The organism is Streptomyces sp. NBC_00250, from assembly GCF_036192275.1.
GTDB lineage: Bacteria > Actinomycetota > Actinomycetes > Streptomycetales > Streptomycetaceae > Streptomyces.
The window spans coordinates 4,280,337-4,301,005 of record NZ_CP108088.1; the positions used below are offsets into that span (position 1 = coordinate 4,280,337).

General features: G+C 68.5%; 18 protein-coding genes and 1 tRNA gene. 11 read left to right on the plus strand and 8 right to left on the minus strand.

Annotated features, from left to right (window positions below):
• Positions 1-10 precede the first annotated feature (10 nt).
• Positions 11-898: an aminoglycoside phosphotransferase family protein gene (locus tag OG259_RS19250; RefSeq protein WP_328943399.1), complete on the minus strand. Its 888-nt coding sequence runs from the start codon at positions 896-898 to the stop codon at positions 11-13.
• A gap of 150 nt (positions 899-1,048) precedes the next feature.
• On the opposite strand from OG259_RS19250, the gene OG259_RS19255 reads away from it, so the two are divergent.
• Positions 1,049-2,437 carry an NAD(P)/FAD-dependent oxidoreductase gene (locus OG259_RS19255; protein ID WP_328943400.1) on the plus strand — a complete coding sequence of 463 codons (1,389 nt, stop codon included), beginning with the start codon at positions 1,049-1,051 and terminating at the stop codon, positions 2,435-2,437.
• Between the two features lie 174 nt (positions 2,438-2,611).
• Here OG259_RS19255 and OG259_RS19260 read toward each other — a convergent pair whose 3' ends face one another.
• The gene (locus tag OG259_RS19260; protein WP_328943401.1) at positions 2,612-4,696 is read right to left on the minus strand and encodes a restriction endonuclease; all 2,085 of its coding nucleotides are present in this window, start codon (positions 4,694-4,696) and stop codon (positions 2,612-2,614) included.
• Positions 4,697-5,128: 432 nt separating this feature from the next.
• On the opposite strand from OG259_RS19260, the gene OG259_RS19265 reads away from it, so the two are divergent.
• Together OG259_RS19265 and OG259_RS19270 are read left to right on the plus strand one after the other, a co-directional pair.
• Positions 5,129-6,529: a hypothetical protein gene (locus tag OG259_RS19265; protein WP_328943402.1), complete on the plus strand. Its 1,401-nt coding sequence runs from the start codon at positions 5,129-5,131 to the stop codon at positions 6,527-6,529.
• Positions 6,530-6,598: 69 nt separating this feature from the next.
• Positions 6,599-7,327 (plus strand): AAA family ATPase, encoded by a 729-nt coding sequence (locus OG259_RS19270; RefSeq protein WP_328943403.1) that lies wholly within the window; start codon positions 6,599-6,601, stop codon positions 7,325-7,327.
• 87 nt (positions 7,328-7,414) lie between these two features.
• On the opposite strand, the gene OG259_RS19275 is transcribed toward OG259_RS19270, so the two are convergent.
• The 4 genes from OG259_RS19275 to OG259_RS19290 all read right to left on the minus strand — a co-directional run bounded on the left by OG259_RS19275 (position 7,415) and on the right by OG259_RS19290 (position 10,763).
• Positions 7,415-7,675 (minus strand): hypothetical protein, encoded by a 261-nt coding sequence (locus OG259_RS19275; protein WP_328943404.1) that lies wholly within the window; start codon positions 7,673-7,675, stop codon positions 7,415-7,417.
• A gap of 735 nt (positions 7,676-8,410) precedes the next feature.
• A complete protein-coding gene (locus tag OG259_RS19280; protein WP_328943405.1) occupies positions 8,411-8,740 on the minus strand; it encodes a CPCC family cysteine-rich protein in 330 nt (109 codons plus the stop codon).
• The gene (locus OG259_RS19285; protein WP_328943406.1) at positions 8,689-9,555 is read right to left on the minus strand and encodes a tetratricopeptide repeat protein; all 867 of its coding nucleotides are present in this window, start codon (positions 9,553-9,555) and stop codon (positions 8,689-8,691) included. The genes OG259_RS19280 and OG259_RS19285 overlap by 52 nt, the downstream gene beginning before the upstream one ends.
• A 623-nt stretch (positions 9,556-10,178) precedes the next feature.
• Positions 10,179-10,763 (minus strand): hypothetical protein, encoded by a 585-nt coding sequence (locus OG259_RS19290; protein WP_328943407.1) that lies wholly within the window; start codon positions 10,761-10,763, stop codon positions 10,179-10,181.
• Between the two features lie 956 nt (positions 10,764-11,719).
• Here OG259_RS19290 and OG259_RS19295 point away from each other — a divergent pair.
• Entirely contained in the window at positions 11,720-11,866 is a 147-nt protein-coding gene (locus OG259_RS19295; RefSeq protein WP_328943408.1) for an integrase, read from the plus strand.
• 791 nt (positions 11,867-12,657) lie between these two features.
• Here OG259_RS19295 and OG259_RS19300 read toward each other — a convergent pair.
• Positions 12,658-13,053: a hypothetical protein gene (locus OG259_RS19300; protein ID WP_328943409.1), complete on the minus strand. Its 396-nt coding sequence runs from the start codon at positions 13,051-13,053 to the stop codon at positions 12,658-12,660.
• A 1,228-nt stretch (positions 13,054-14,281) separates the two neighbouring features.
• Between OG259_RS19300 and OG259_RS19305 the strand changes: the two genes are divergently transcribed.
• The 6 genes from OG259_RS19305 (at position 14,282) to OG259_RS19330 (ending at position 19,221) form a co-directional block, all read left to right on the plus strand.
• The gene (locus tag OG259_RS19305) at positions 14,282-15,241 is read left to right on the plus strand and encodes a tyrosine-type recombinase/integrase (RefSeq protein ID WP_328947124.1); all 960 of its coding nucleotides are present in this window, start codon (positions 14,282-14,284) and stop codon (positions 15,239-15,241) included.
• Between the two features lie 575 nt (positions 15,242-15,816).
• Positions 15,817-16,194, plus strand: a complete 378-nt coding sequence (locus tag OG259_RS19310) for a GGDEF domain-containing protein (RefSeq protein ID WP_328943410.1) — start codon at positions 15,817-15,819, stop codon at positions 16,192-16,194.
• Positions 16,195-16,285: 91 nt separating this feature from the next.
• Positions 16,286-16,462: a hypothetical protein gene (locus OG259_RS19315; RefSeq protein ID WP_328947336.1), complete on the plus strand. Its 177-nt coding sequence runs from the start codon at positions 16,286-16,288 to the stop codon at positions 16,460-16,462.
• A gap of 4 nt (positions 16,463-16,466) precedes the next feature.
• Entirely contained in the window at positions 16,467-17,870 is a 1,404-nt protein-coding gene (repSA, locus tag OG259_RS19320; protein WP_328943411.1) for a replication initiator protein RepSA, read from the plus strand.
• 2 nt (positions 17,871-17,872) lie between these two features.
• Entirely contained in the window at positions 17,873-18,076 is a 204-nt protein-coding gene (locus tag OG259_RS19325; protein WP_328943412.1) for a helix-turn-helix domain-containing protein, read from the plus strand.
• Positions 18,076-19,221 carry a tyrosine-type recombinase/integrase gene (locus OG259_RS19330; RefSeq protein ID WP_328943413.1) on the plus strand — a complete coding sequence of 382 codons (1,146 nt, stop codon included), beginning with the start codon at positions 18,076-18,078 and terminating at the stop codon, positions 19,219-19,221. Before OG259_RS19325 ends, OG259_RS19330 begins: the two co-directional genes overlap by 1 nt.
• A gap of 71 nt (positions 19,222-19,292) precedes the next feature.
• Here the strand turns inward: OG259_RS19330 and OG259_RS19335 are convergent.
• Positions 19,293-19,366, minus strand: a tRNA-Thr gene (locus OG259_RS19335).
• A 182-nt stretch (positions 19,367-19,548) separates the two neighbouring features.
• Here OG259_RS19335 and OG259_RS19340 point away from each other — a divergent pair.
• A complete protein-coding gene (locus OG259_RS19340) occupies positions 19,549-20,646 on the plus strand; it encodes an ABC transporter ATP-binding protein (RefSeq protein ID WP_030323200.1) in 1,098 nt (365 codons plus the stop codon).
• Positions 20,647-20,669: the final 23 nt, after the last annotated feature.

Consider the following 20,669-nt stretch of genomic DNA (forward strand, 5'->3'; position numbering starts at 1 on the left):
GCCGGACCCCTCACCCCCGCGCCGCCCGCAGGATCCGCGCCACCTCCACCTGCTCCGCGTCCAGACCCGGTTCCCCGTCCTCCACGTCCCACAGCCCGTTCTGCAGCACCCGCCCCAGCGTCCACGCCACCGCCCTCCCCCGGTCGCCGACGACCTCGGCGAGGAGGTCGAACCGCCACAGGAAGTCGTCGGGATCGAAGCGGTCCATCAGGGCCGGCAGCAGGTCGAAGCCCGGGTCGCCGGCGAGCGGCTTGGGGTCGATCGCCAGCCACGGTTCGCGCCCGGCCGCGAGGACATTGCCCAGGTGCAGGTCCCAGTGGAGGAGCCGGTCGCCCGCTTCGCCCGCCACCTCCCGTACGGCCGCCGCACAGTCACGCAGCACCGCCGCGTCGTCCGCGCCGAGGCGTGCGACCGCGTCCGGCACGTCCGCGAGCATCCCGGCCGCGATGTCGCCGAGCCGACGCAGCCCCTCCGGCGCGGGGACCGCCGTCAGCCGGGCGAGCAGTCCCGCCACGACGCCGAGCGCCTCCCGCGTGTCGCCGTGGGAGGTCAGCGGCCGGGCCTCGTCGAGCCGCTCCAGGAGCATCGTGCCCGTACCGGCGTCGTGGTCGAGGAGCCGCACCACACCGTCCCCGCCCCACGTGCGCAGACCGACGGGCTCCCCCTCGGTCTCGTCGTCGAGGATCTGCATCTTGAGCGCGGCCCGCGTGCCGTCCGCGACCCGCTCGACGGGCAGGACCAGGGAGGCCACCCCGTACATGGAGGGCCCCGTGACCCGCAGCCCCCACCGGTCGAGGAACTCCTCGGCCCGCTCCGGCAGCGCGGCGATGAACGCCCGCCCCGCCTCACCGTTGTACTTCGCCTGCGACGCCGCGAGTTCCTCGGGTACGTGAATCACCCCACGACCCTAGACAGCGGCGGCGCGCGGCGCCTTCGAGATTCGAGCCGCGTCGTACAGCGCCTCCCCGCCCTGCCGCCGAAGCACCCGTATCCACAGGGCCGGGGCCCCCGGTAACCTCCCGCCCACGCACCCGGAAGAGGGATACACATGAGTACGGTCAACGGCGGCATCTCGTTCTGGTACGCGCAGGACGGCGCCCCCGATCCCTGCGAACCGCTCCCCGGCGACACCACTGCCGACGTCTGCATCGTCGGCGGCGGCTACACCGGCCTGTGGACCGCCTACTACCTCAAGAAGGCCGTCCCCTTCCTCAACATCACCGTCCTCGAAGCGAAGTTCTGCGGGTACGGGGCCTCCGGCCGCAACGGCGGCTGGCTCTACAACGGCATCGCCGGCCGCGACCGCTACGCCAAGCTCCACGGCCACGAGGCCGCCGTCCGCCTCCAGCAGGCGATGAACGACACCGTCGGCGAGGTCCTCGACGTCTGCGAGACCGAGAAGATCGAGGCCGACCAGCACCGCGGCGGCGTCCTGGAAGTCGCCCTCTCCCCCGCCCAGCTCGCCCGCCTCAAGGAATTCCACGCCGCCGAGATCGCCTTCGGCGAGACCGACCGGGTCCTGTACGGAGCCCGCGAGACCGCCGACCGCATCCGCGTCACCGGCGCCGTCGGCTCCTCCTGGACCCCGCACGGCGCGCGCCTGCACCCGGTGAAGCTGGTGAAGGGCCTCGCGGCGGCCGTCGAGGCACTCGGCGTCACGATCCACGAGTCGACCCCGGTCACCGAGATCGAACCGAAGCACGCGGTCACCCCGTACGGCACCGTCCGCGCCCCGTACATCCTGCGCTGCACCGAGGGCTTCACGGCCTCCCTCGCGGGCCAGCGCCGCACCTGGCTGCCGATGAACTCCTCGATGATCGCCACCGAGCCGCTCACCGACGCCCAGTGGGAGTCGATCGGCTGGGACGGCCGCGAGACCCTCGGCGACATGGCGCACGCCTACATGTACGCCCAGCGCACCGCCGACGGCCGCATCGCACTCGGCGGCCGGGGAGTCCCTTACCGCTTCGGCTCGAGGACCGACAACGACGGTCGCACCCAGCCGCAGACGATCGAGGCCCTCCGCGACGTCCTGGTCCGCTTCTTCCCCCAGCTGGCAGGGGTACGGGTGGACCACGCCTGGTCCGGCGTCCTCGGCGTCCCGCGCGACTGGTGCGCCACGGTCACCCTGGACCGCTCGACGGGCCTGGGCTGGGCAGGCGGCTACGTGGGCTCGGGCGTCGCCACGGCCAACCTCGCGGCCCGCACGCTCCGCGACCTCATCCAGCAGGACTCGGGCCAGTCGGGCCCGACCGACCTCACCGCCCTCCCCTGGGTGAACCACAAGGTCCGCAAGTGGGAACCGGAGCCGCTGCGCTGGCTGGGAGTCCAGACGATGTACGCGGCCTTCCGGGGCGCGGACCGCCGCGAGGCGACGGGCCACGCGGCGAAGACGGACAGGGTGGCGGTCCTGGCGAACCGCCTGAGCGGCCGCTGACGGCAGGAACCTCGGAGGCCGCTGACGGGAGGGACCTCGGCGACTGCCGGCGGCAGGAACCTCGGCGACTGCCGGCGGCAGGAACCTCGTCGGCTGCCGGCGGGAGGAGCCTCGTCGGCTGCCGGCGGGAGGGAGGGGAGCGCGGGACGCTCCCCTCCCTCTCCCTCTGTCGGCTCACTCCACTTCGATACCGAAGTCCCCGACGAGCTCCTCCAGCCCGCCCTGATACCCCTTGCCGCCCAGGACGAAGTCCCAGTCGCCGCCGGCGCGCCGACGGAAGGACCCGAGGACGAGCGCGGTCTCACCGGGCCGCCCGTCGGAGACGACGAGCCGGTCGAGCTCGGTGCCGGAGTCGTCGCGCAGCCGGATGCCGGCGTCGGTGAACCCGCCGAGATCGGCGTCCGGATTCACCTCGGGGTCGACGGCTGCGACGAGCACGAGCCGGTCGGCGGACGCCGGCAACGCGTCGAAGCCGACGCGGACGGCGGCCCGGTCGCCGGGCGGGGTGGCGACCATGGCGACGGAACCGTCGGGTGTGGAGGGGTTGTTGAAGAAGACGAACCACTCGTCGCCGAGAACCCGCTGACCGGAGCAGACGAGCGCGCAGACGTCGAGCGAGGCGGACCCGGCCCAGTCCATCCCGAGCAGGTTGAAGTCGTCGTCGGCCTCGGCCGTGGGTCCGACGGGAGCGGGCGCGGGTGTCGCCGCGGGTCCCAACCGCCCCCGGAGCCCGTGCTGATGCAGCAGATCGACGAGCTCCGTCCCGGAGATGAGGGTCAGCGGCTTGCCGTTGGCGAAGGTGTAGGAGCCGGGCCCGAACCCTGAAGTGGTGACGAGAACACCCTTGTTGGCACCGGCGCCCTGCACGGTCCCGAAGAGGTCGCGTACGGCGGAGGGAGGGACCGTGTTCCGGTACCGCTTGACCTGGACGAGGATGGATCCGCCGCTGATGGGATCGGGGTCGAGGGCCTCGACGTCCACGCCACCGTCGTTGGACCGACGGGTGGTGACGGCCTGAAGCCCCCGCGCACGGAAGAGCTCGGCGACGAGCCCCTCGAAAGCGATGGGATCCATGGCGAGCAGATCGGGCTCCTCCCCGTCCCCCTGCACGACGACGTCGGCCCCGACCTGCTCAGGGGTCAGCAGCGGCGCGACGGCGACCCGCTCGTCGGGCTTGGCGGACAGCTTCCCGGAAAGCGCGCCGGTCAGGCACTCCACAGCGCCGACGAACTCCAGGTTCAGCCGCTCGAAGCCGCCCCGCTCCACGACCACGGAGGCGACGCACACCCGCGAGGCCAGCCCGGTGGCGGGATCGACGCCCCCCACGTACCCGTTGAGCGCAACCCTCCCCAGGGCACCGAACCGATCGGCGGCGAAAAGCTCCCGTACGACGAGAAGCACGCTCTGCGCGAGCACGTCCCGGTAGAGGGCCCGCCGCTGGGTGACGGGCCGGGGGACTTCCTTCTCCTGATCGGTACTGGGCAGGTATTTGACGCCCTTGGCCTCGGGCACGATGTCGTACCCGGGCAGGTCCCAGTCGAGAACGAGGCCGCGCCCGCCCCGGTCGTAGGCGGCGGACACCTCGCGGGGAAAGCCCTCGGGCCACCCGGCGGAGGAGAAGAGCACGGCCGAGAAGAACTCGACGACGGTCTCGGGATCCCCGCTCGTGAGGGCGGCCTCGGTCCCGGCGACCCCACTGTTGTGCGCACGAATCTCGGCAAGCCGGTCCGCGGCCCACTCGTCGTACGCCCTCCGGTAGGCGGCCAACTGCTCGACCCGCCGGGCCTCGGCGGCCTGAGCCGCGTACCAGTCCCGCTCGAACCGGGCGCGCGCGTCCCGCTCGGCCTGGGCACGCCCGGAAGCCGTCCAGGCGGCCTCGGGCTGATAGAACCGCTGATCCGGCATGGGTACGGGCTCGCCCAAGGGCCCGGGCGAGAACGGCTCGACGTCCTCCCCGCGCCGCAAGGCCTCGACGCTGAAGGCGGGCGCCCGACACCCGGCGGCCAGCAAGCCCTCCAACACCCGCACCCGAGCGTCCAACTCCTGGGTACGCCGCAGAGCATCGGCGTCCCGCTGCTGCCGATAGGCGGCCCGCTGCTCCCGCTGCATCCGGGCGACATCCCGCTCGTGAGCCCGCTGCACGCGCTCGGCGTCCCGCTGCTGCCGCAGCACGGCCTGATGCTGCCCCTCCCGCTGCCGCTGAGCCACCCGCTGCTGCTCGGCCCACACCCCGATAGGCCCCCCGGCCCGCCGACTCATCCGCCACACCCTCCCCGACAACACCCCACGCCACCGACAAACCCCCGTGACGAACAAGTGTCGCGGACCGACAAGCCCCGGAACACAAGAACGCCGGACCAAGGCCCTGTTGATGCCGCAAGGTGCGTGTAAGACGCTGTCCACCTGAGCTCACGCGAGGTCAGAGGCAGCAGACGGCAGACGGCAGACGGCAGACGGCAACCGAGCTGGGGGCCCCCATGGACCAAGTAGGAGCGGCTGAACCGCTCACCGCCGGCGGGAGCGACGACGACCGCCAGGGCGGCGGGCGCGGTCTGTGCCGCACGCCGTGGCCGCCACGCGGCACAGCGCCTCCACGGCGCCCTGGAGGCGAAGCATCACCCCTGGCCTCACGTCCGTCGTCGTTCTGAGCGATCGCCCCATTCAGACATGTCCCCACCCAGGAGGCGTAAATTGCCGAATGAGCTTCCCTTTTCCTATCAAGAATTCAGCGACTGGTACGACGCACACAAGAGGAAGTACCTCGACACCGCCAAGGACGCTGCCGCACGAGCGTTATCCGAATACCTGGAAGACAAACTCAGCGAGATGGAGGGCGCTCGCGTCAGGATCACCGGCAGGCGAGTCAAGAGCAAGGCTCGGACATGGAGAAAGCTCAACCTGCCGAAGTACCGCGATTCGATCAACCGCTTGGACGAGATTCCACAGATCATCGACGATCTCGTCGGACTCCGCATCACGTGCAACAACCAATCGGACGTCATCCGGGTGATGAGGCTGGTCGAGGCCCTTCCGGTCGCCGACGGGACCTTCGAATCCGTCCTCACCCAGGAGGCCGACTCCTGGAAGAACTACTCCGACGACCCCAAGCCCAGCGGCTACCGCGCGGTCCACGTCAACCTGCTGACCGCGATTCCCCTGAGCGTCGACTGGCACCTCGTGACGTGCGAATTGCAGGTCAGGACCCTCCTGCAGGACGGCTGGGGAGAACTGACGCACGAGGACACCTACAAGCCGGGCAGCGAGCCGCCCGTACTGGTGCGAACGCTCAGCAGGCGGATGGCCGACCTGCTCGCCGCGGTGGACGACATCGCGCAGGACTTGCGAGAAGAGTTGGATCGACTCTCCGTCGCGGCCATCGACGAGCCCACGGAAGCCGCATCGATAGCATTGCAGCTGGTCCCGGAAGAGATCCCGGCAGAAGCCAGAAGCGAGGCGGGATCGCAGGAGGCCGCCACGCGGTACCTGCGGGAACGCCTGGACAACCTGAATCGCCCGATCGATCTCGCGAGCCTGGCCTGGGAGCTCCAGCGCGAATTCGGGCAGGAGGTCAGCCAGGGCTGGTTCGGATTCCATTCGTTCAAATCACTCGTCCGGGCATCGTCGCGCGGAGTGACGATCACGGATCGGCCGCCGGCCTACGTCATGCCCGCCGATTTCGTGGCATCGGCCGCGGCGGGTTCGATCGCACCCACGAACATTCCACGGGCGGCACGCACCCTCAAAGAGATCGACAAGAACTTCCCGCTCGTCAGCGAAGAGCAGCTCGACGCCGCCTACGAGAGGCTGGCTCGCGCATCCGAGGAAGCCGACTGGACCGAGTCGATCACGGAACTCTCCCGGGTCAACGACTTGACTCGTCGAGCACGTCAGCTCGACTCCACGCTCCCTTCCGTTTCGAGGCCCCATCTGGACTACATCGCGAAGGCCCTTCTCTTCTCCAAGAATCTACGCGGCCCTCTGACGACGGATCAGATCAAGGGCATCTACTCCACCTTCATCGTCAAGCGGATCGAGAGCGTCGTGGCCCTCGAAGAAGAAGAGCGGCAGGCCTTGCTGGCCTGGCTGACGTAGCCCGGCCGGGGAGCAGCTGAGGCCGGCACCGCCGCCGACGCCACCCACAGGGGCCGAAACCCCCTGTGGGTGGCGAACCTTCACGAGCGGGCCAAGCCGGGTGAGGACACGGAGGACCGCCCGGCCGTTCATGATCGACTGGTGGACACCGGCGTCGGGACCCGACAGGATCAGTGGATGTCGAGGTGTGAACGGCCGTTGGTGGTCGCCGTATGCGGGTCCCCGGGGGCCGGAAAGACCACCGTCGCCGGAGCGACGGCGCGCCACCTAGGGGTGCCGTTCCTGACCCGGGACGAGATCAAGGCCGGCCTCGGGCTGTCCTCCGCTTCCGTGGCCGAGGACGATGGTGTTCAGCTCACCCCGGACTTCCACATCGCCGGCGGCCCACTGAGCCTCCGCGCCGAGTCCGTCATGGTCGACACGGCCCGGCTCCTCGCCTCCTCAGGGCTGAGCTTCGTCGTGGAATCCTCCGTCTTGTCGCGCAAGCTGCTGGACACACTCCGCGCATGTGACGCCCAGGTGCTCGCAGTTCACGTCGTGGCCCGCGACTCGGTGATCGCCGAGCGCCTCCGCGCCCGCGCGGCCAGAGGCGGGGCAGTCGACCGACAGCTCGCCGCTCAGTTCCAGCGAGGCGAGATGAAGCCGTCGATCTTCGCTCCGCCTGCGGAAGCCGACGCCATCGTCGAAGTCGAGACCTCAAGCGATGGCGCCCCGGACATCGACCCCATCGAGGCAGCCGTCGTCACCCTGCTTCGGGTACGAGATGCAGCCTCACCATCTCTCAGTGGAACAGGGTGACGTGGGAGCACCGACCCGGCGCCTGCACGCCGGCCCTGCCCCGGATCAGCACGACGGCCGCAGCGGCTGAACCTGCCGATCAAGCTGTCATTCGAGGGTCGCGATGGCGAGGCCGGCGAGCGCGACCACGGGTGAGCCGAGAAAGACGATGCCACCCGCGAGCCGGAAGAACCAGGCACCGAATCGCGACGGCTCCGTAAGGCTCATGTCCAGCGTCCGCGCTGCGGTCACAGCCCTGACGGCGTTGCGCCGCTCGACTGCCTTGTCCGCCGCGCCTCGCACGTTGAAGAGGAACATCGCCCCCCACGCCACGCCCGCCAGTCCCAGTACGAACAGCGCGATACCCACAACCACAACCGATCCCCTCCCCTGAGCACCGCTGTGACCAGCGGTCGTCCGAGGATGATGCCAGCCGGCCCGTGGGCGAGTACGGGCAGCCATGGGTCGGGGTCCAGTCCGCCCGGCGGGTCGATCGGGACCTCGTGGAGAATCTCGCAGAGGGTGGCGGGGCCGCGGGGACGACATCGGTCCGACGTCGTCGATGTCAGCCGTGGATGTCGGAACCGACGGACTCGGCCGAGCACCGCGGGCCCATACTTCACCCTGTGCGCATAGCCGGACGCTCTCAACTCGCCCTTCGGTGCGGCATCTGGGTCGGTGCCGTGCTCACCGCCCCCTTGCTCCTCGTAGCCGGCGGTCCAGCCTACGAACGCCTCAGGCGCCACTTGTACCGCGAAGAGGGGCCGGGCCTCCTGTCGAAGGAGGAGGGCTGGGTGCATCCGGCGTACTTCGTGCTGACCAACGGCCTGGTCTTGGCCCTGACCCGGCCGACTCGCCGCAGCAAAACGCCGAGAACAGGATCGCGACGCCAAATGCCGAAGACCCCCGACCAAGATCGGTCGGGGGTCTTCGCATGTCCTGCCTGGAGCCCCCTGTCGGGTTCGAACCGACGACCCCCGCTTTACATGTTCGCTCCCTGGGCCGTGCGAGCTGCTCGGACATCTGCTTGCCGACCGGTTCGGCATCCAGTCCAGGACGCCGAGATGCGGGGCAGTCTGGCGACGTTGATGTCAGCCGGTGATGTCAGACCGCTGGGTGTTCGTGCGGCAGAGGATCGCGTACGAATGCGGCACACCGCTCGTCGCAGGCTCCCATGGCCTGGAAGTTCTGACGTGCCTCCGTGAGGCTCAGTCGACCGTTCGGACCACCTCGAACCTGGTCGGCGTCGTGGTCGTCCTGTCCGTCGTCCTCCCAGAAGCACACAGGACAGATGTCGAAGCTGCCACGCTCATCGAGCGTCAGGAAGCCGCAGCAGGGACAGCGGTACGGGCTGACCTCGGCCTTCCCATCACTCCCGGGGCTCAACCAAAGAGCTCCAGTCCGTTCCAGCTGCGTTCGCCGGCCATCGCCCACGCATCCAGTAGCTGCCGGGCCTCGGTCTCAGGGGCGGCCAGCCAGACAGTCTGTGAGCCACCATGTGTCGGCACGCTCGCCTCATCCCAGTCGACCCGCCCCTCGCTGCAGCATGCGCACAGCATGTGGCAGCTGCTCGCCGGCTCGGCACCGAAGTCCTGCGCGAAGAATGAAGCCACCAAGGCGTCGACGTCGGATGCATCCGCTGCGTCTACGGTCGCATGCAGCGTCGGCAGCGGAGAGGCCTCGAAGAGCAGCAATTCGTCGAAGACAGCGACTCTCTGGCCGTTGTACGTCCGCTCGCCGGTCGGCTCCCCATCGTGCACAACGATCTCCCCGAAGCGCCGGCCTTTCGCGGCAGGAACGTTCATCACGCGTCCTCGCGTCGGGCAGAGCCGCTGGATCCAGACCACCTCGCGCTCGCCGCCCGTGTCCAGCCGTACGCACGCCGGGCCGAAGGCGCCGTTGATCTCCCCCTCGCCCTCTGGCATCGGAATCCCGAAACCCTCCCAAGCGTCACGGGCGGTCGACCAGTCACGCTGGATCGTGGCAGCGACCCCCAGGTTCCAAAACGCCGGGTCCTGCTCGCCGCGCGGCGAGCGGGCAGCAGCCTCACGGCCGAGTTCGTAGGCCTTTGCCCAGTTACGCAGAAACTTGTACGCCAGTGCTGCGTCGTACCACCACTCCGCGCTGGGACCCTCGTCCGGATAGTGAGCAAGGACCTGCTCGTACAGCTCGGCGGAACGCAGCCACTCCTCCGCATCCCACATCTCGCGAGCCCGTTCCAGCAACTGCTTCGCCTCGGATTTCTCCACGCCCCTGCCCCTCCCTCTGACCAGGGAGGGAGTTTCGCACGACGACTGAAGGGGTGCTGGGAAGGGGTGTCGAAACGGTTGCGCCCAGGGGAGTGGTGTACGGGTTCGACCTGATCCGGGGCCAGCAAGGTCAGAGGCCGGTAGCAAATTTGCTACCGGCCTCTGACCTTGCACTTCAGCGTCGGGGTGGCGGGATTTGAACCCACGACCTCTTCGTCCCGAAGCAACTCGGGGTAGGGCCCCGCCTTGGCCTGGCATGCCTCTCACCTGCGTGGATGGTCCGCAGGCGTTCGCGCTCGTTCGCCGCTGTTCGTCGGCGTTGTCACGCAGTTAGACACTCAGCGTGCAACGGCCAATCACGGGACAGGGCGGTTGTCAGTGCAGGCATCTATGGTCTCAAGCGCGCGGTCGGCTTCCGGGGGTTCCAGCTCTGAAAGGAATGGTTGCATCCCCGGCCTGTCTGGGGGTGGCCCGGAGACTCGTCCGGGACCTAACCGACGGCCGGGCTTCGTCGATGGCCAGGAGATCACCTGCCAGCGTCGGCCGCGCACCACTCCTTGCCTGGGCGCGGCGAACATACGCGTTCCAGTCGGCACAGTCAGGGCGCGTTGCAGGAAGTGATGTTAAGCGGCAAGTTCGGGGGAGTGCGGCGGTGCAAGCAACTCGCTCTCGCCTGGTTGCGCAGGGATGGCAACGGTGTCCCGAGCAGCCCGTGCGAAGTCGCGTTGTGCTTGCCAACGGGCGCGTGACGCTGCGATCAATTCTTCCTTCGAATCAGGGTGTCGATGGAACTTGCCAGCCTTCGCACCTTCGGCCATTAGAGCATTCGCGGCCTGGTCTGCCAGGTCGGCCACCTCGGCCGGCCCTTCGATGGTCACCAGCGCCAGAAGTGGCCACAGCTCCGCCAGTCTCTCATCAGCTTGTGTAGCGGCGTTGAGGTAAGTCTCCTCGGAGACTCGAGCTTCCGGCTTGACCATCGCGCCTATCGCGTGTGCAGTCCGCACTGCCTGATTTATGAACTGTACGTACGCTTCCTTGCGTGTTGTGCGGTATTGGTCTCGCCTGGCCTCATCTCGCTCCTTGTTCGTCAACCTCTCTTGGTGTCTGAACTGGTGACGATTAGTTAGCAAACTGAGCCAACTGGTGATGCCAGCGCCGGCAAGCGTTGACAACGCAGTGATCAGTGCAATCGAAGCTGCATCGCTCATAAGTCCATTCTGCTTTGGGGTACTGACATGAGGTGCTGAACGGCTCCATCGCCCGACATCGGCCACCCCAACTCCCATCCCGTCTGCCACACCCCACCGGCCGGCACCCGTGTACCGGCCCCCTCCATCCCGGAGCCTGAGCGCCCCCGCCGGAGGCATCGTCTTGAGCCGCACTCGCGGACTGCCTCGGCCGCTTCGCGGTTCGTCACCCATCAACCCGAGCTGTCAGGCGTGCGGGCCGGCGGCTGGGCTGGAGCGGGGCGGAGACAGGAGCGCAGGCCCGGGCGACGGGCCGCGCGCGCCGCGCCGCGCGCGGCGGGTGCCTTGAGAAGCGCCGCTCGTCTCAGGTGTGTGATCGGGATGGTGCCCGTAAGAGCCTCGGCCGCAGCTTCGGGCTCCGCAGCGGCCACCCAGAACCCGCCCGGCCGGTTGCCCAGTGCCCGCTCTTCCTCGACCAACGAGGTGTGCGTTGCCCGTTCCTCCTGTGGCCCCGGCTCGGCCGCGCGCAAGGCTGCTCGCTTCTCGCTAGCCACCGCTTTGAGGCGTTGATCAGTGACGACTAGGGGCTTTTGCCCTTCGTCGAGGACGAGAGAGCCATCGCCCAGCACGAGCCATTCGGCTTGCTCGTCCTGCACTCGAAGTACGGCGACCATCGCTGACGGGGAGAACGGACTGTCCGCATCGCAGGTCCCCCGGTGAAGATCCGCCGTCCGCTCAATGGCGGTAGCGAGGCAGTGAGTCGGGTTCCGTCGGCTTTCGGTGGCCTCTCTGTGCAGCGAGTTGCCCCGCCTCTGGACGAACCAAGCCACGCCGTGGATGCATCCGGTGGGCAGTCCCTTGGGCATCCCAGTACCGTCCAGCACCACGAGGCACTCGGCGCTGCCGATCGCGAGGTCCTCGTTGGGTCCCCCAGGTCGGGGGTGCTGGACAGGGCGACATCCACGTCAGCTCACCTCGTGCAGGAGCAGGGGCACAGCACGACCCGGGCCGCGCTGATCTACCAGCACATGACGAGCGACCGTGATCAGCACATCGCGGGGAAGCTCGGCGAGATGATCCGCCAGGCCCGCCAAGCCCGCCCGGAAGGGCCATCTGGCACGTAGGTGGCACGGCCGTGATCATGCGAAAGGGCCAGCGCCGGGGAAACATGCCCCTGCGCTGGCCCTTTTCGTTGAGCCCCCTGTCGGGTTCGAACCGACGACCCCCGCTTTACAAGTTCGATCGAACCGACCATACGCAGCCAACGGCCGAGGGCTCACCTGCCGCTGTCGACCACCTGTGGCCTCCCGCATCCACCGCCGTTGATGTCAGCCGTGGACGTCAGCCGCCGGTCACCACCAAGACCGCTTCTTCTTCCGAAGCTCCTGCTTCTTCGCTTCAGCTTCCTTCTTCTTTCGATCCTCCTGTGCGCGGGCAGTCCACGCTCCCTGATGCTGATAGCACTGACCGCTGCCCACGACAGCCAGTCGCATACACCGACCCCCGCCTTTCTTTGGAGCCCCACACTTCGGCTGGGTCACGTCCTCTCCCTCCCAAGAGCCCGCACGGACCCTCGCAGCGTCTCTACAACCTCGCGGGCTGGGAAGGCGCACACGGGAGCACGCTGAGGCGCATGGCTCAGGGTCCATCGGTCGACTTGCCGGCCGACTGGCCCTGACTGTGTCAGCCGAGAGCTGCTGATCCTGGTAACAGGCCGTCGTAGGTGCCCCCGCCTAGCCAAAGCGGGTGGGATCACAACCTCTTTACAAGAGCGGGAGGGCGGCCTTGTGCCTGACCTGCACGGTTGGGGCTGCGCTGATCCTTTGCGCTGGCGCCGACCGCACCCCATTCACCATGGGTCCCCGCCCTATCTGGCACGGGTGTGGCACGACGGTGAAACCGTCGATAGGAGTGTCTACCAGTTGCGCCACGTGTCCGTGAGCTCATATCGCCCGAGCCCGTGCCGGGCGGTCAGCGCGACCACGTCGACGCCGTGCTCAGTCAGAGTCGTGTCGATGTAGTCGCACAGCGCCTCACGTTCGTCCGTCTCGTAGCCGCAGTGGATGTCGTCCACGGCATTCAGGGCCAGGACGACGCGCTCGACCACGGCGAAAACATTGACATCCTCTGCGCTGTCCAGCCCGGCCACGTCCGCGTCGAAGGCGTCGAGGACAGTATCGGTCGCCACCAGGAGCTCATCCGGATACAAGTCGGCCATGCAAGCGCAGTCAGGATCCAGAGTTCCGGCAGCCAGTTGCTCGGCCTCACGGCCTATGCCCTCGCGCCAGCTCGTTGTCGGTCTCTCAGCCATGGCGCGGACCGTACAACGCACCTCTGGGAGCAGGTCTGATGCGCGATCGCGGCATGAGCTTGGGAATCACCGATCTTCCAGCCGAGCTTGGCTTCTGACCAGCGCATACGGGCGCCACAGCGAACCCTGAGGCTCCCTGTGGCACCCGTCGTTGACCGCCGTTACCCGCTCTGTCTGGCACGTGAGTGGCAGGCGGGTCCTGGGCTGCCACCTCCCGATCCGTAGCTCTAGCCGGATCGGTCAATGGCGGTCATACCGGCCGCTCCGAGGCCTTAGAGGGGCGCTATCGGACGGGGCCGGTTGCTGGGGTTGCGGTCCGGCGCTGCTGTATCGCTACCGAAAAGCGGTGACGACCGTCCCTACTCCAACGAGCAGGGTTCCGATGGCCGTCAAGACCATGGCCAGAGATCGGGTGTTGACGCTGGCGTTGCGGTCACTAGGCTCAGGCTCGGTAGGTGCGTCCAGCTTAGACATAGAGGACTCCTTACTGTCGGCGCGCCCGTTGGGCTCGCGTCGGCTAGGCCTCGCCCCCTCACGTCTCGCCAGACTGGGGCGGGGCCACTCTTTTCGCGAGCGAACCTAACAGCGTGCGGACATCGGCCAGTCGGGCAGACACTCAATCCGGCACGACGCCGACAATGGCAATTAGCCACCCCGAAGCAATTCATGAATGGCAAAACCAAAGCGCAGGTGAACCAAGCTGAGCTGCGAATATTCGCACGGCATATGCCGGGGGTGTCCGGAAGAGCCTTTGTGTCATATGCCAAGGACGCTTGTCTGTGCTGGACAATCCGGGTATGACCCCTCAAATCTCCCCCTCAGCCGGGGAAGTGAATTGGCTGAAAATCGCACCCCGTCGTCCGAGCCGCTTCCAGCCCGTGCTGTCATCCCGGCTGCCGCCGACCCGCACGTACATGAAGTGAGTGCGGGCCTGGCGTCGGACGACGTACTCATCAGCCACGGTGAGACCGGTACCGACGCGGAGCGACCACACCGGCCTCTGCCACTTCGCGGCAGCAGCTGCTCCCCGCCCGCCCCTTCCCGGTGGTGCGGTCGCCTCACGCTCTCGTCATCCGTGACGGCGGGGGTACGGCGCCCCGCCCTCCTCAGGCCCGGCAGTCGGCCGGCCATGCGCAAGAGGCCACCCCTCCCTCGCCGCTAGCCGTCTCTTGGTCGCCCGTCTTGGCCGCAGTCGGCAGCGCTCGAAGCGTTCTGGGTCTGGGCAATCATCGAAACCCTCCGGCATACCGGCATCCGCCGCGAAGAGCTCCTGGAGATCACCCACCTCGCGTTGGTTTCCTACCGGCTAACCGACACCGGGGAACTCGTCCCACTCCTCCAGATCCTTCCCTCGAAGACCAACCAGGAGCGGCTGCTGCTGGTCAGCCCGGAACTGGCCAGCGTCCTTGCCACCGTCATCACGCGCGTCCGCAACGCCAACGGCGGCAGAATTCCCCTGGTCAGCCAGTACGACAGCCACGAACGCGTCTTCGGCCCGATGCTCCCGCACCTGTTCCAGCGCCGTGCCCGCGGCCACCGCACCGAGGTCATCAGCCACGGGACCGTCCAAGACCTCCTTGACCGCGCTCTCGACCGGGCCGGACTCCGGGACGCAGCAGGCGAACCACTGAGGTTCACCCCTCACGACTTCCGCAGGATGTTCGCCACCGAAGCCGTCACCGGAGGTCTGCCCGTCCACATCGCCGCCCGTCTCCTGGGGCACGAAGACCTCAACACCACCCAGGCATACCTCGCGGTCTTCCAAGACGACCTGATCCGCCCCTACAGGTCCTTCCTCGACCAGCGTCGCGCCCTGCGGCCCGAGGCCGAATACCGCGAGCCCACCGACGAGGAGTGGCGCGAGTTCCAGCAACACTTCGCCCTACGCAAGATCGAACTGGGCACTTGCGGACGGCCTTACGGGACGCCCTGCAAGCACGAACACGCCTGCGTCCGCTGCCCCATGCTCCGCATGGACCCCAGCCAGCGGAGACGCCTCATCGAGATCATCAAAAGCCTGAGCGACCGCATCGACGAGGCCAAGCTCAACGGATGGCTCGGCGAAGCCGAAGGCCTCCGTGTCAGCCTCCAAGCCGCACGCAAGAAGCTGGCCGCCCTTGATCGGGCCACGACACCCAGCACTGCCCGCATCACTGATCTCGGCATCCCACAGATCAAGAAGTCCTGACGAGTATGCGAGGTGCGGCTGGTCAAAGCAGCCGCACCTCGCCTCCTCACGCTGCTTCTCACAGTCAGGGAACAAACCTGCGATGCCACCACCACTCCGACGTCGGTGTTCCCGGGTCAGCAAGCGACCGTGACTCGAAGATCCGGTCATAGGGCTTGATGAGCGCCCGCAGTTCCTTTGCAGCATGAGCCGGCAGCTGCATCGCAGTCGCCTCCAAGAGATCACGCGCGGCGAGATGAACACGACAGCACTCAAGCACGCCGCAATCGTCCTCCCTGAACCGCAGGAAGCGCGCTGGACCTTGGACCGACCTCTTCCAGACGGAAAACGCTCGCCCAACGGCACCAGCGCCGAACTGGCCGGCCTCCAGCCGGGCAACCGCGCTGGCAGCAGTGCCGGACAGACCAGGCACCACCTCCGCTCCGCGGGTGACCCGATCAGTTGTCGCAGCCCGGACGGCTGCCGGATTCCTACGAGGCATCGCTTCGTCTGCTCATCACCATGCACTCAGGTTCCACGGTCGACCTCGACGCCTCAAAGCCTTTTCTTCTCTTCGTTGCTCATAGGTGGAGACCATGATCGATTTCTTAGTACGGGAAAACGACTTCAAGGCCATCAACGACACCCACGGCCACGCCGCCGGAGACGCGGTCCTCACCGCCACCGCCCAGCGCCTGAGCGACTGGTGCGGACGCCACGGCATCGCCGCCCGCCTCGGCGGAGACGAGTTCGCCGCCATCGTCACCGACCCCGGCCACACCGCCGGCCTCTTCGCCCTGCGGATCGCGCTGGACGAGCCGGTCACGCACAGCGGTCACGCCCTGCCGGTCTCGGCCTCGGTCGGGCACTGCCACCGCGACCAGCTGCCGGTCCCGGTTCTGACCGACGCCCTCTCGGCCGCCGACGCCTCGATGTACGCGGCCAAGGGCCATGGCAGGCGCAACACACGCTGAGCGGCCCCCGGGACGGCCTCGGTCGCCAAACTTCCGCCGCCCCGGGCGCCTCAACCCCTCCCAGATCCAACGGACCCGAAAGGGACAGCTCATGATGCCCCAGACCACCCCTCGCGTCTGCCGCGACTGCGACGGCTTCGCCACCGCCACCATCACCACCGGCCTCCCCGCCACCGACGGAACCCGGGCCACCATCCCCGTCCACTGCCCCACCTGCCGCGGCCTCGGCCGCACCTTCCCCGCCGCCCTCACCCGCGCCGGGAAGTGACCCGTTGACCGACGCCGCCCTCCAGGCGGGCCTGGACCCGGCCACCCTGAGCGACCTGCTCCGGATGGCCGGGTCCCCCGGCTTCGACCGCCTCACCGAACAACTCCGCCGCACCGGCGGCTGCACCGCCCCCATCCGCCTCACCGGCGGCACCAAGACCCTCGACCCCGCCACCAGGACCGTCCTCCACGCGTACAACACCGACGCCGAACCCGGCGGGGTCCTCCGCGTCGCATGCGGCAACCGGCGAGCCTCCCGCTGCCCCTCCTGCGCCTGGACCTACGCAGGCGACACCTACCACCTCATCCGCGCCGGACTCGTCGGCAACCCCGACAAGGGCACCCCGGAGACCATCCGCGACCACCCCCGAGTCTTCGCCACCCTCACCGCCCCGTCCTTCGGCCCTGTCCACAACCGGCCCGGGGAACGACCCTGCCGCTGCGGGAAGCAGCACCAAGAGGACGCGCCCGAACTCGGCACCCCGCTCAACCCGTACGCGTACGACTACGCGGGCGCTGTCCTCTGGAACAACCACGCCTCCGAACTCTGGCGCTACTTCACGATCTACCTCCGCCGTGAGATCGCCGGACGCGCCGGCCTCACCCAGAAAACCGCCCGCGAACAGTCCCGCGTCTCCTTCGGCAAGGTCGCCGAGTACCAAAAGCGCGGCGCCGTCCACTTCCACGCCGTCATCCGCTTCGACGGCCCCGCAGGCGCCCACACCCCGCCCCCGCACTGGGCCACCCTCGAACTCCTCACCGACGCCATCCACGCCGCCGCCACCCGCGTCCAAGTGGTCGTCCCCGCCGCTCCCGCGCACGGCGTCAGCCAGGACCTGACGCTCACTTGGGGCGCCCAGCTCGACGTCCAGCCCATCGGCGCCTTCGGCCAGGGCGAAGACCTCACCGAACAGGCCGTCGCCGCCTACGTCGCCAAGTACGCCACCAAAGCCGCCGAGACCACCGGCTCCGTCGACCACCCCGTCGGCAACAAGGAAGCCCTGATCCTCCTCGACGTCCCCGACCACCCCCGGCGGCTGATGGAAGCCTGCATCGACCTCGATCCGGCCTACCCCGACCGGCGCCTCCGCGCCTGGGCCCACATGCTCGGCTTCCGCGGCCACTTCTCCACCAAATCCCGCCGCTACTCCACCACCCTCGGCGCCCTACGCCAGGTCCGCGCCGACTACCGCGCCCACCAACAACGCACCGCCCTCGGCCTCCCCGACCCCGGCGAACACCCGGAGTCCACCACCCTCGTCCTCGCCCACTGGACCTACGCCGGCCACGGCCACACACCCGGCGAGTCATGGCTCGCCGCCAACATCCGCCGCGACATCCAGCACAACCGCGAACACGCCCGCGAGATCCGCACCCAACTCGAATTGTCAGCCGAAGGGGAGTGGTGACCATGTCCGCACGTCTGCTCACTGTCGACCAGGTCGCCGAACTCCTCGGCACCACCGTCCGGTTCCCTCGGCGGCTGATCGAGGAACGACGCATCACCTTCGTCAAGGTCGGACGCCACGTCCGCATCCCGGAGCCCGCCATCGAGGCGTACATCGCGTCGCACACCGTGCAGCCAGTCGAGCGTCGCTACGGGAAGGTGGCCTGATGGCGAACCGCAAGGGCCAGCGCCGTCGGTTCGGCACTGTGCGGCAGCTCGCGTCCGGCCGCTGGCAGGCTCGCTACCGCGACCCGCTGTCGGGCGAGACCAAGTCCGCGCCGCACACCTTCGACACCAAGACCGACGCCCTCGTCTGGCTGACGACCATCGAGGCGGAGATCATCCGCGGCACCTACCAGGCCCCCGACGCTGGCAAGGTCGCCTTCGGGCCGTACGCCGACGACTGGTTGAAGCACCGCAAGCTGGAGGACCACACCCGGGAGCGGAGCGAGAGCGTGATCCGCCTCCACATCAAGCCGACCTTCGGCGCCGGGACGGTCGCAGCGATCACCACTCCCCGCGTACGAGCCTGGCGGACCGCTCTCCTAGAGGACGGCATCGGCGAGCCGACCGTCGTCAAGGCGTACCAACTGCTCCGCGCGATCCTGAACACGGCGGTGGACGACGAGCTGATCCGCCGCAACCCGTGCCGCATCAAGGGCGCCGACCGCTACGACGTCCCGGAGCGCCCCGTCCTCACCGTGGCCGAGGTGTACGCCGTGGCCGACGCGATCCGACCGCACCACCGGGTGCTCGTCCTCCTCGCTGCCTTCACCACGCTCCGGTTCGGCGAGCTGGCCTCGCTCCGCCGCCGGGACCTCGACCTGACCCGCTCCGTGGTCCTGGTCCGCCGGGCTCAGTCCGAGCTGCAGAACGGCACGCTGGCCGACAAGGCGCCGAAGTCCGCCGCCGGCGTCCGGCCGGTCGCCTTCCCCGTCGAACTCGTCCCCGAGCTCGCTCACCACCTGGAGCACTTCGCCGGCACCGGGCAGGACGGCCACCTGTTCCAGGGTCCCCGCGGTGGCCTCCTCCGCCGGAGCAACTTCCGGGACGACTGGACCGCCGCTCGCACCACCGCCGGCGTCTCTGATGACGTCCACTTCCACGACCTTCGCCACACCGGGAACACCCTCGCCTCCAGTGCCGGCGCCAGCACCCGGGAGCTGATGACGCGGATGGGGCACAGCACGACCCGGGCCGCGCTGATCTACCAGCACATGACGAGCGACCGTGATCAGCACATCGCGGGGAAGCTCGGCGAGATGATCCGCCAGGCCCGCCAAGCCCGCCCGGAAGGGCCATCTGGCACGTAGGTGGCACGGCCGCGATCATGGGAAAGGGCCAGCGCCGGGGAAACATGCCCCTGCGCTGGCCCTTTTCGTTGAGCCCCCTGTCGGGTTCGAACCGACGACCCCCGCTTTACAAGAGCGGTGCTCTGGCCAGCTGAGCTAAGGAGGCAGCGAGTGCAGTGTAACCAACGACGTCCTGTCGGCGGTCGGAAATATCACGGGCCTCGGAGTGCTGACAGATCCCGCGGCGCCAGGTAGCGTCACGTGGAGTTCATCCAGGTGGACTAGACCTCAATCCTTCCTTTACTCGGATCGTCCGGCACGTTCCTGCCGGTGAAGGGACACATCACCATGGCTTCCGTCACTTTCGACAAGGCGACCCGGGTGTACCCCGGTGCCACCAAGCCCTCCGTCGACCAGCTCGACATCGAGATCGCCGACGGCGAGTTCCTCGTCCTCGTCGGGCCCTCCGGCTGTGGCAAGTCGACCTCCCTGCGCATGCTCGCGGGTCTCGAGGACGTCAACGCCGGTTCCATCCGCATCGGTGACCGCGACGTCACGCACCTGCCGCCCAAGGACCGGGACATCGCGATGGTGTTCCAGAACTACGCGCTGTACCCGCACATGAGCGTCGCCGACAACATGGGCTTCGCGCTCAAGATCGCCGGTGTCAACAAGTCCGAGATCCGCACCAAGGTCGAAGAGGCCGCGAAGATCCTGGACCTCACCGAGTACCTCGACCGCAAGCCGAAGGCACTCTCCGGCGGTCAGCGTCAGCGTGTCGCCATGGGCCGTGCCATCGTGCGTGAGCCGCAGGTCTTCCTCATGGACGAGCCGCTGTCGAACCTCGACGCGAAGCTCCGTGTCTCGACCCGTACGCAGATCGCCGGCCTCCAGCGCCGTCTGGGGATCACCACGGTCTACGTCACCCACGACCAGACCGAGGCCCTCACCATGGGCGACCGCGTCGCCGTCCTCAAGGACGGTCTGCTCCAGCAGGTCGACTCGCCGCGCAACATGTACGACAAGCCCGCGAACCTCTTCGTCGCCGGCTTCATCGGCTCCCCCGCCATGAACCTGGTCGAGGTCCCGATCACCGACGGCGGCGTGAAGTTCGGCAACAGCGTCGTCCCGGTCTCCCGTGACGCCATCGCCGCCGCCTCCGCCAACGGCGACACCACCGTCACCGTCGGCGTCCGCCCCGAGCACTTCGACGTGCAGGGCCCCACCGGCAAGGACGGCCTGGCCGTCACCGTCAACGTCGTCGAGGAGCTCGGCTCCGACGGCTTCGTGTACGGCTCCACCCGCGTCGGCGGCGAGGACAAGGACCTGGTCGTCCGCGTCGGCGGCCGTGACGTCCCCGCCAAGGGCACCACGCTGCACGTCGTCCCGCGCGCCGCCGAGCTGCACGTCTTCTCGACGTCCACCGGCGCCCGCCTCAGCGACTGACTCGCGATCGACTGATCCTCTGG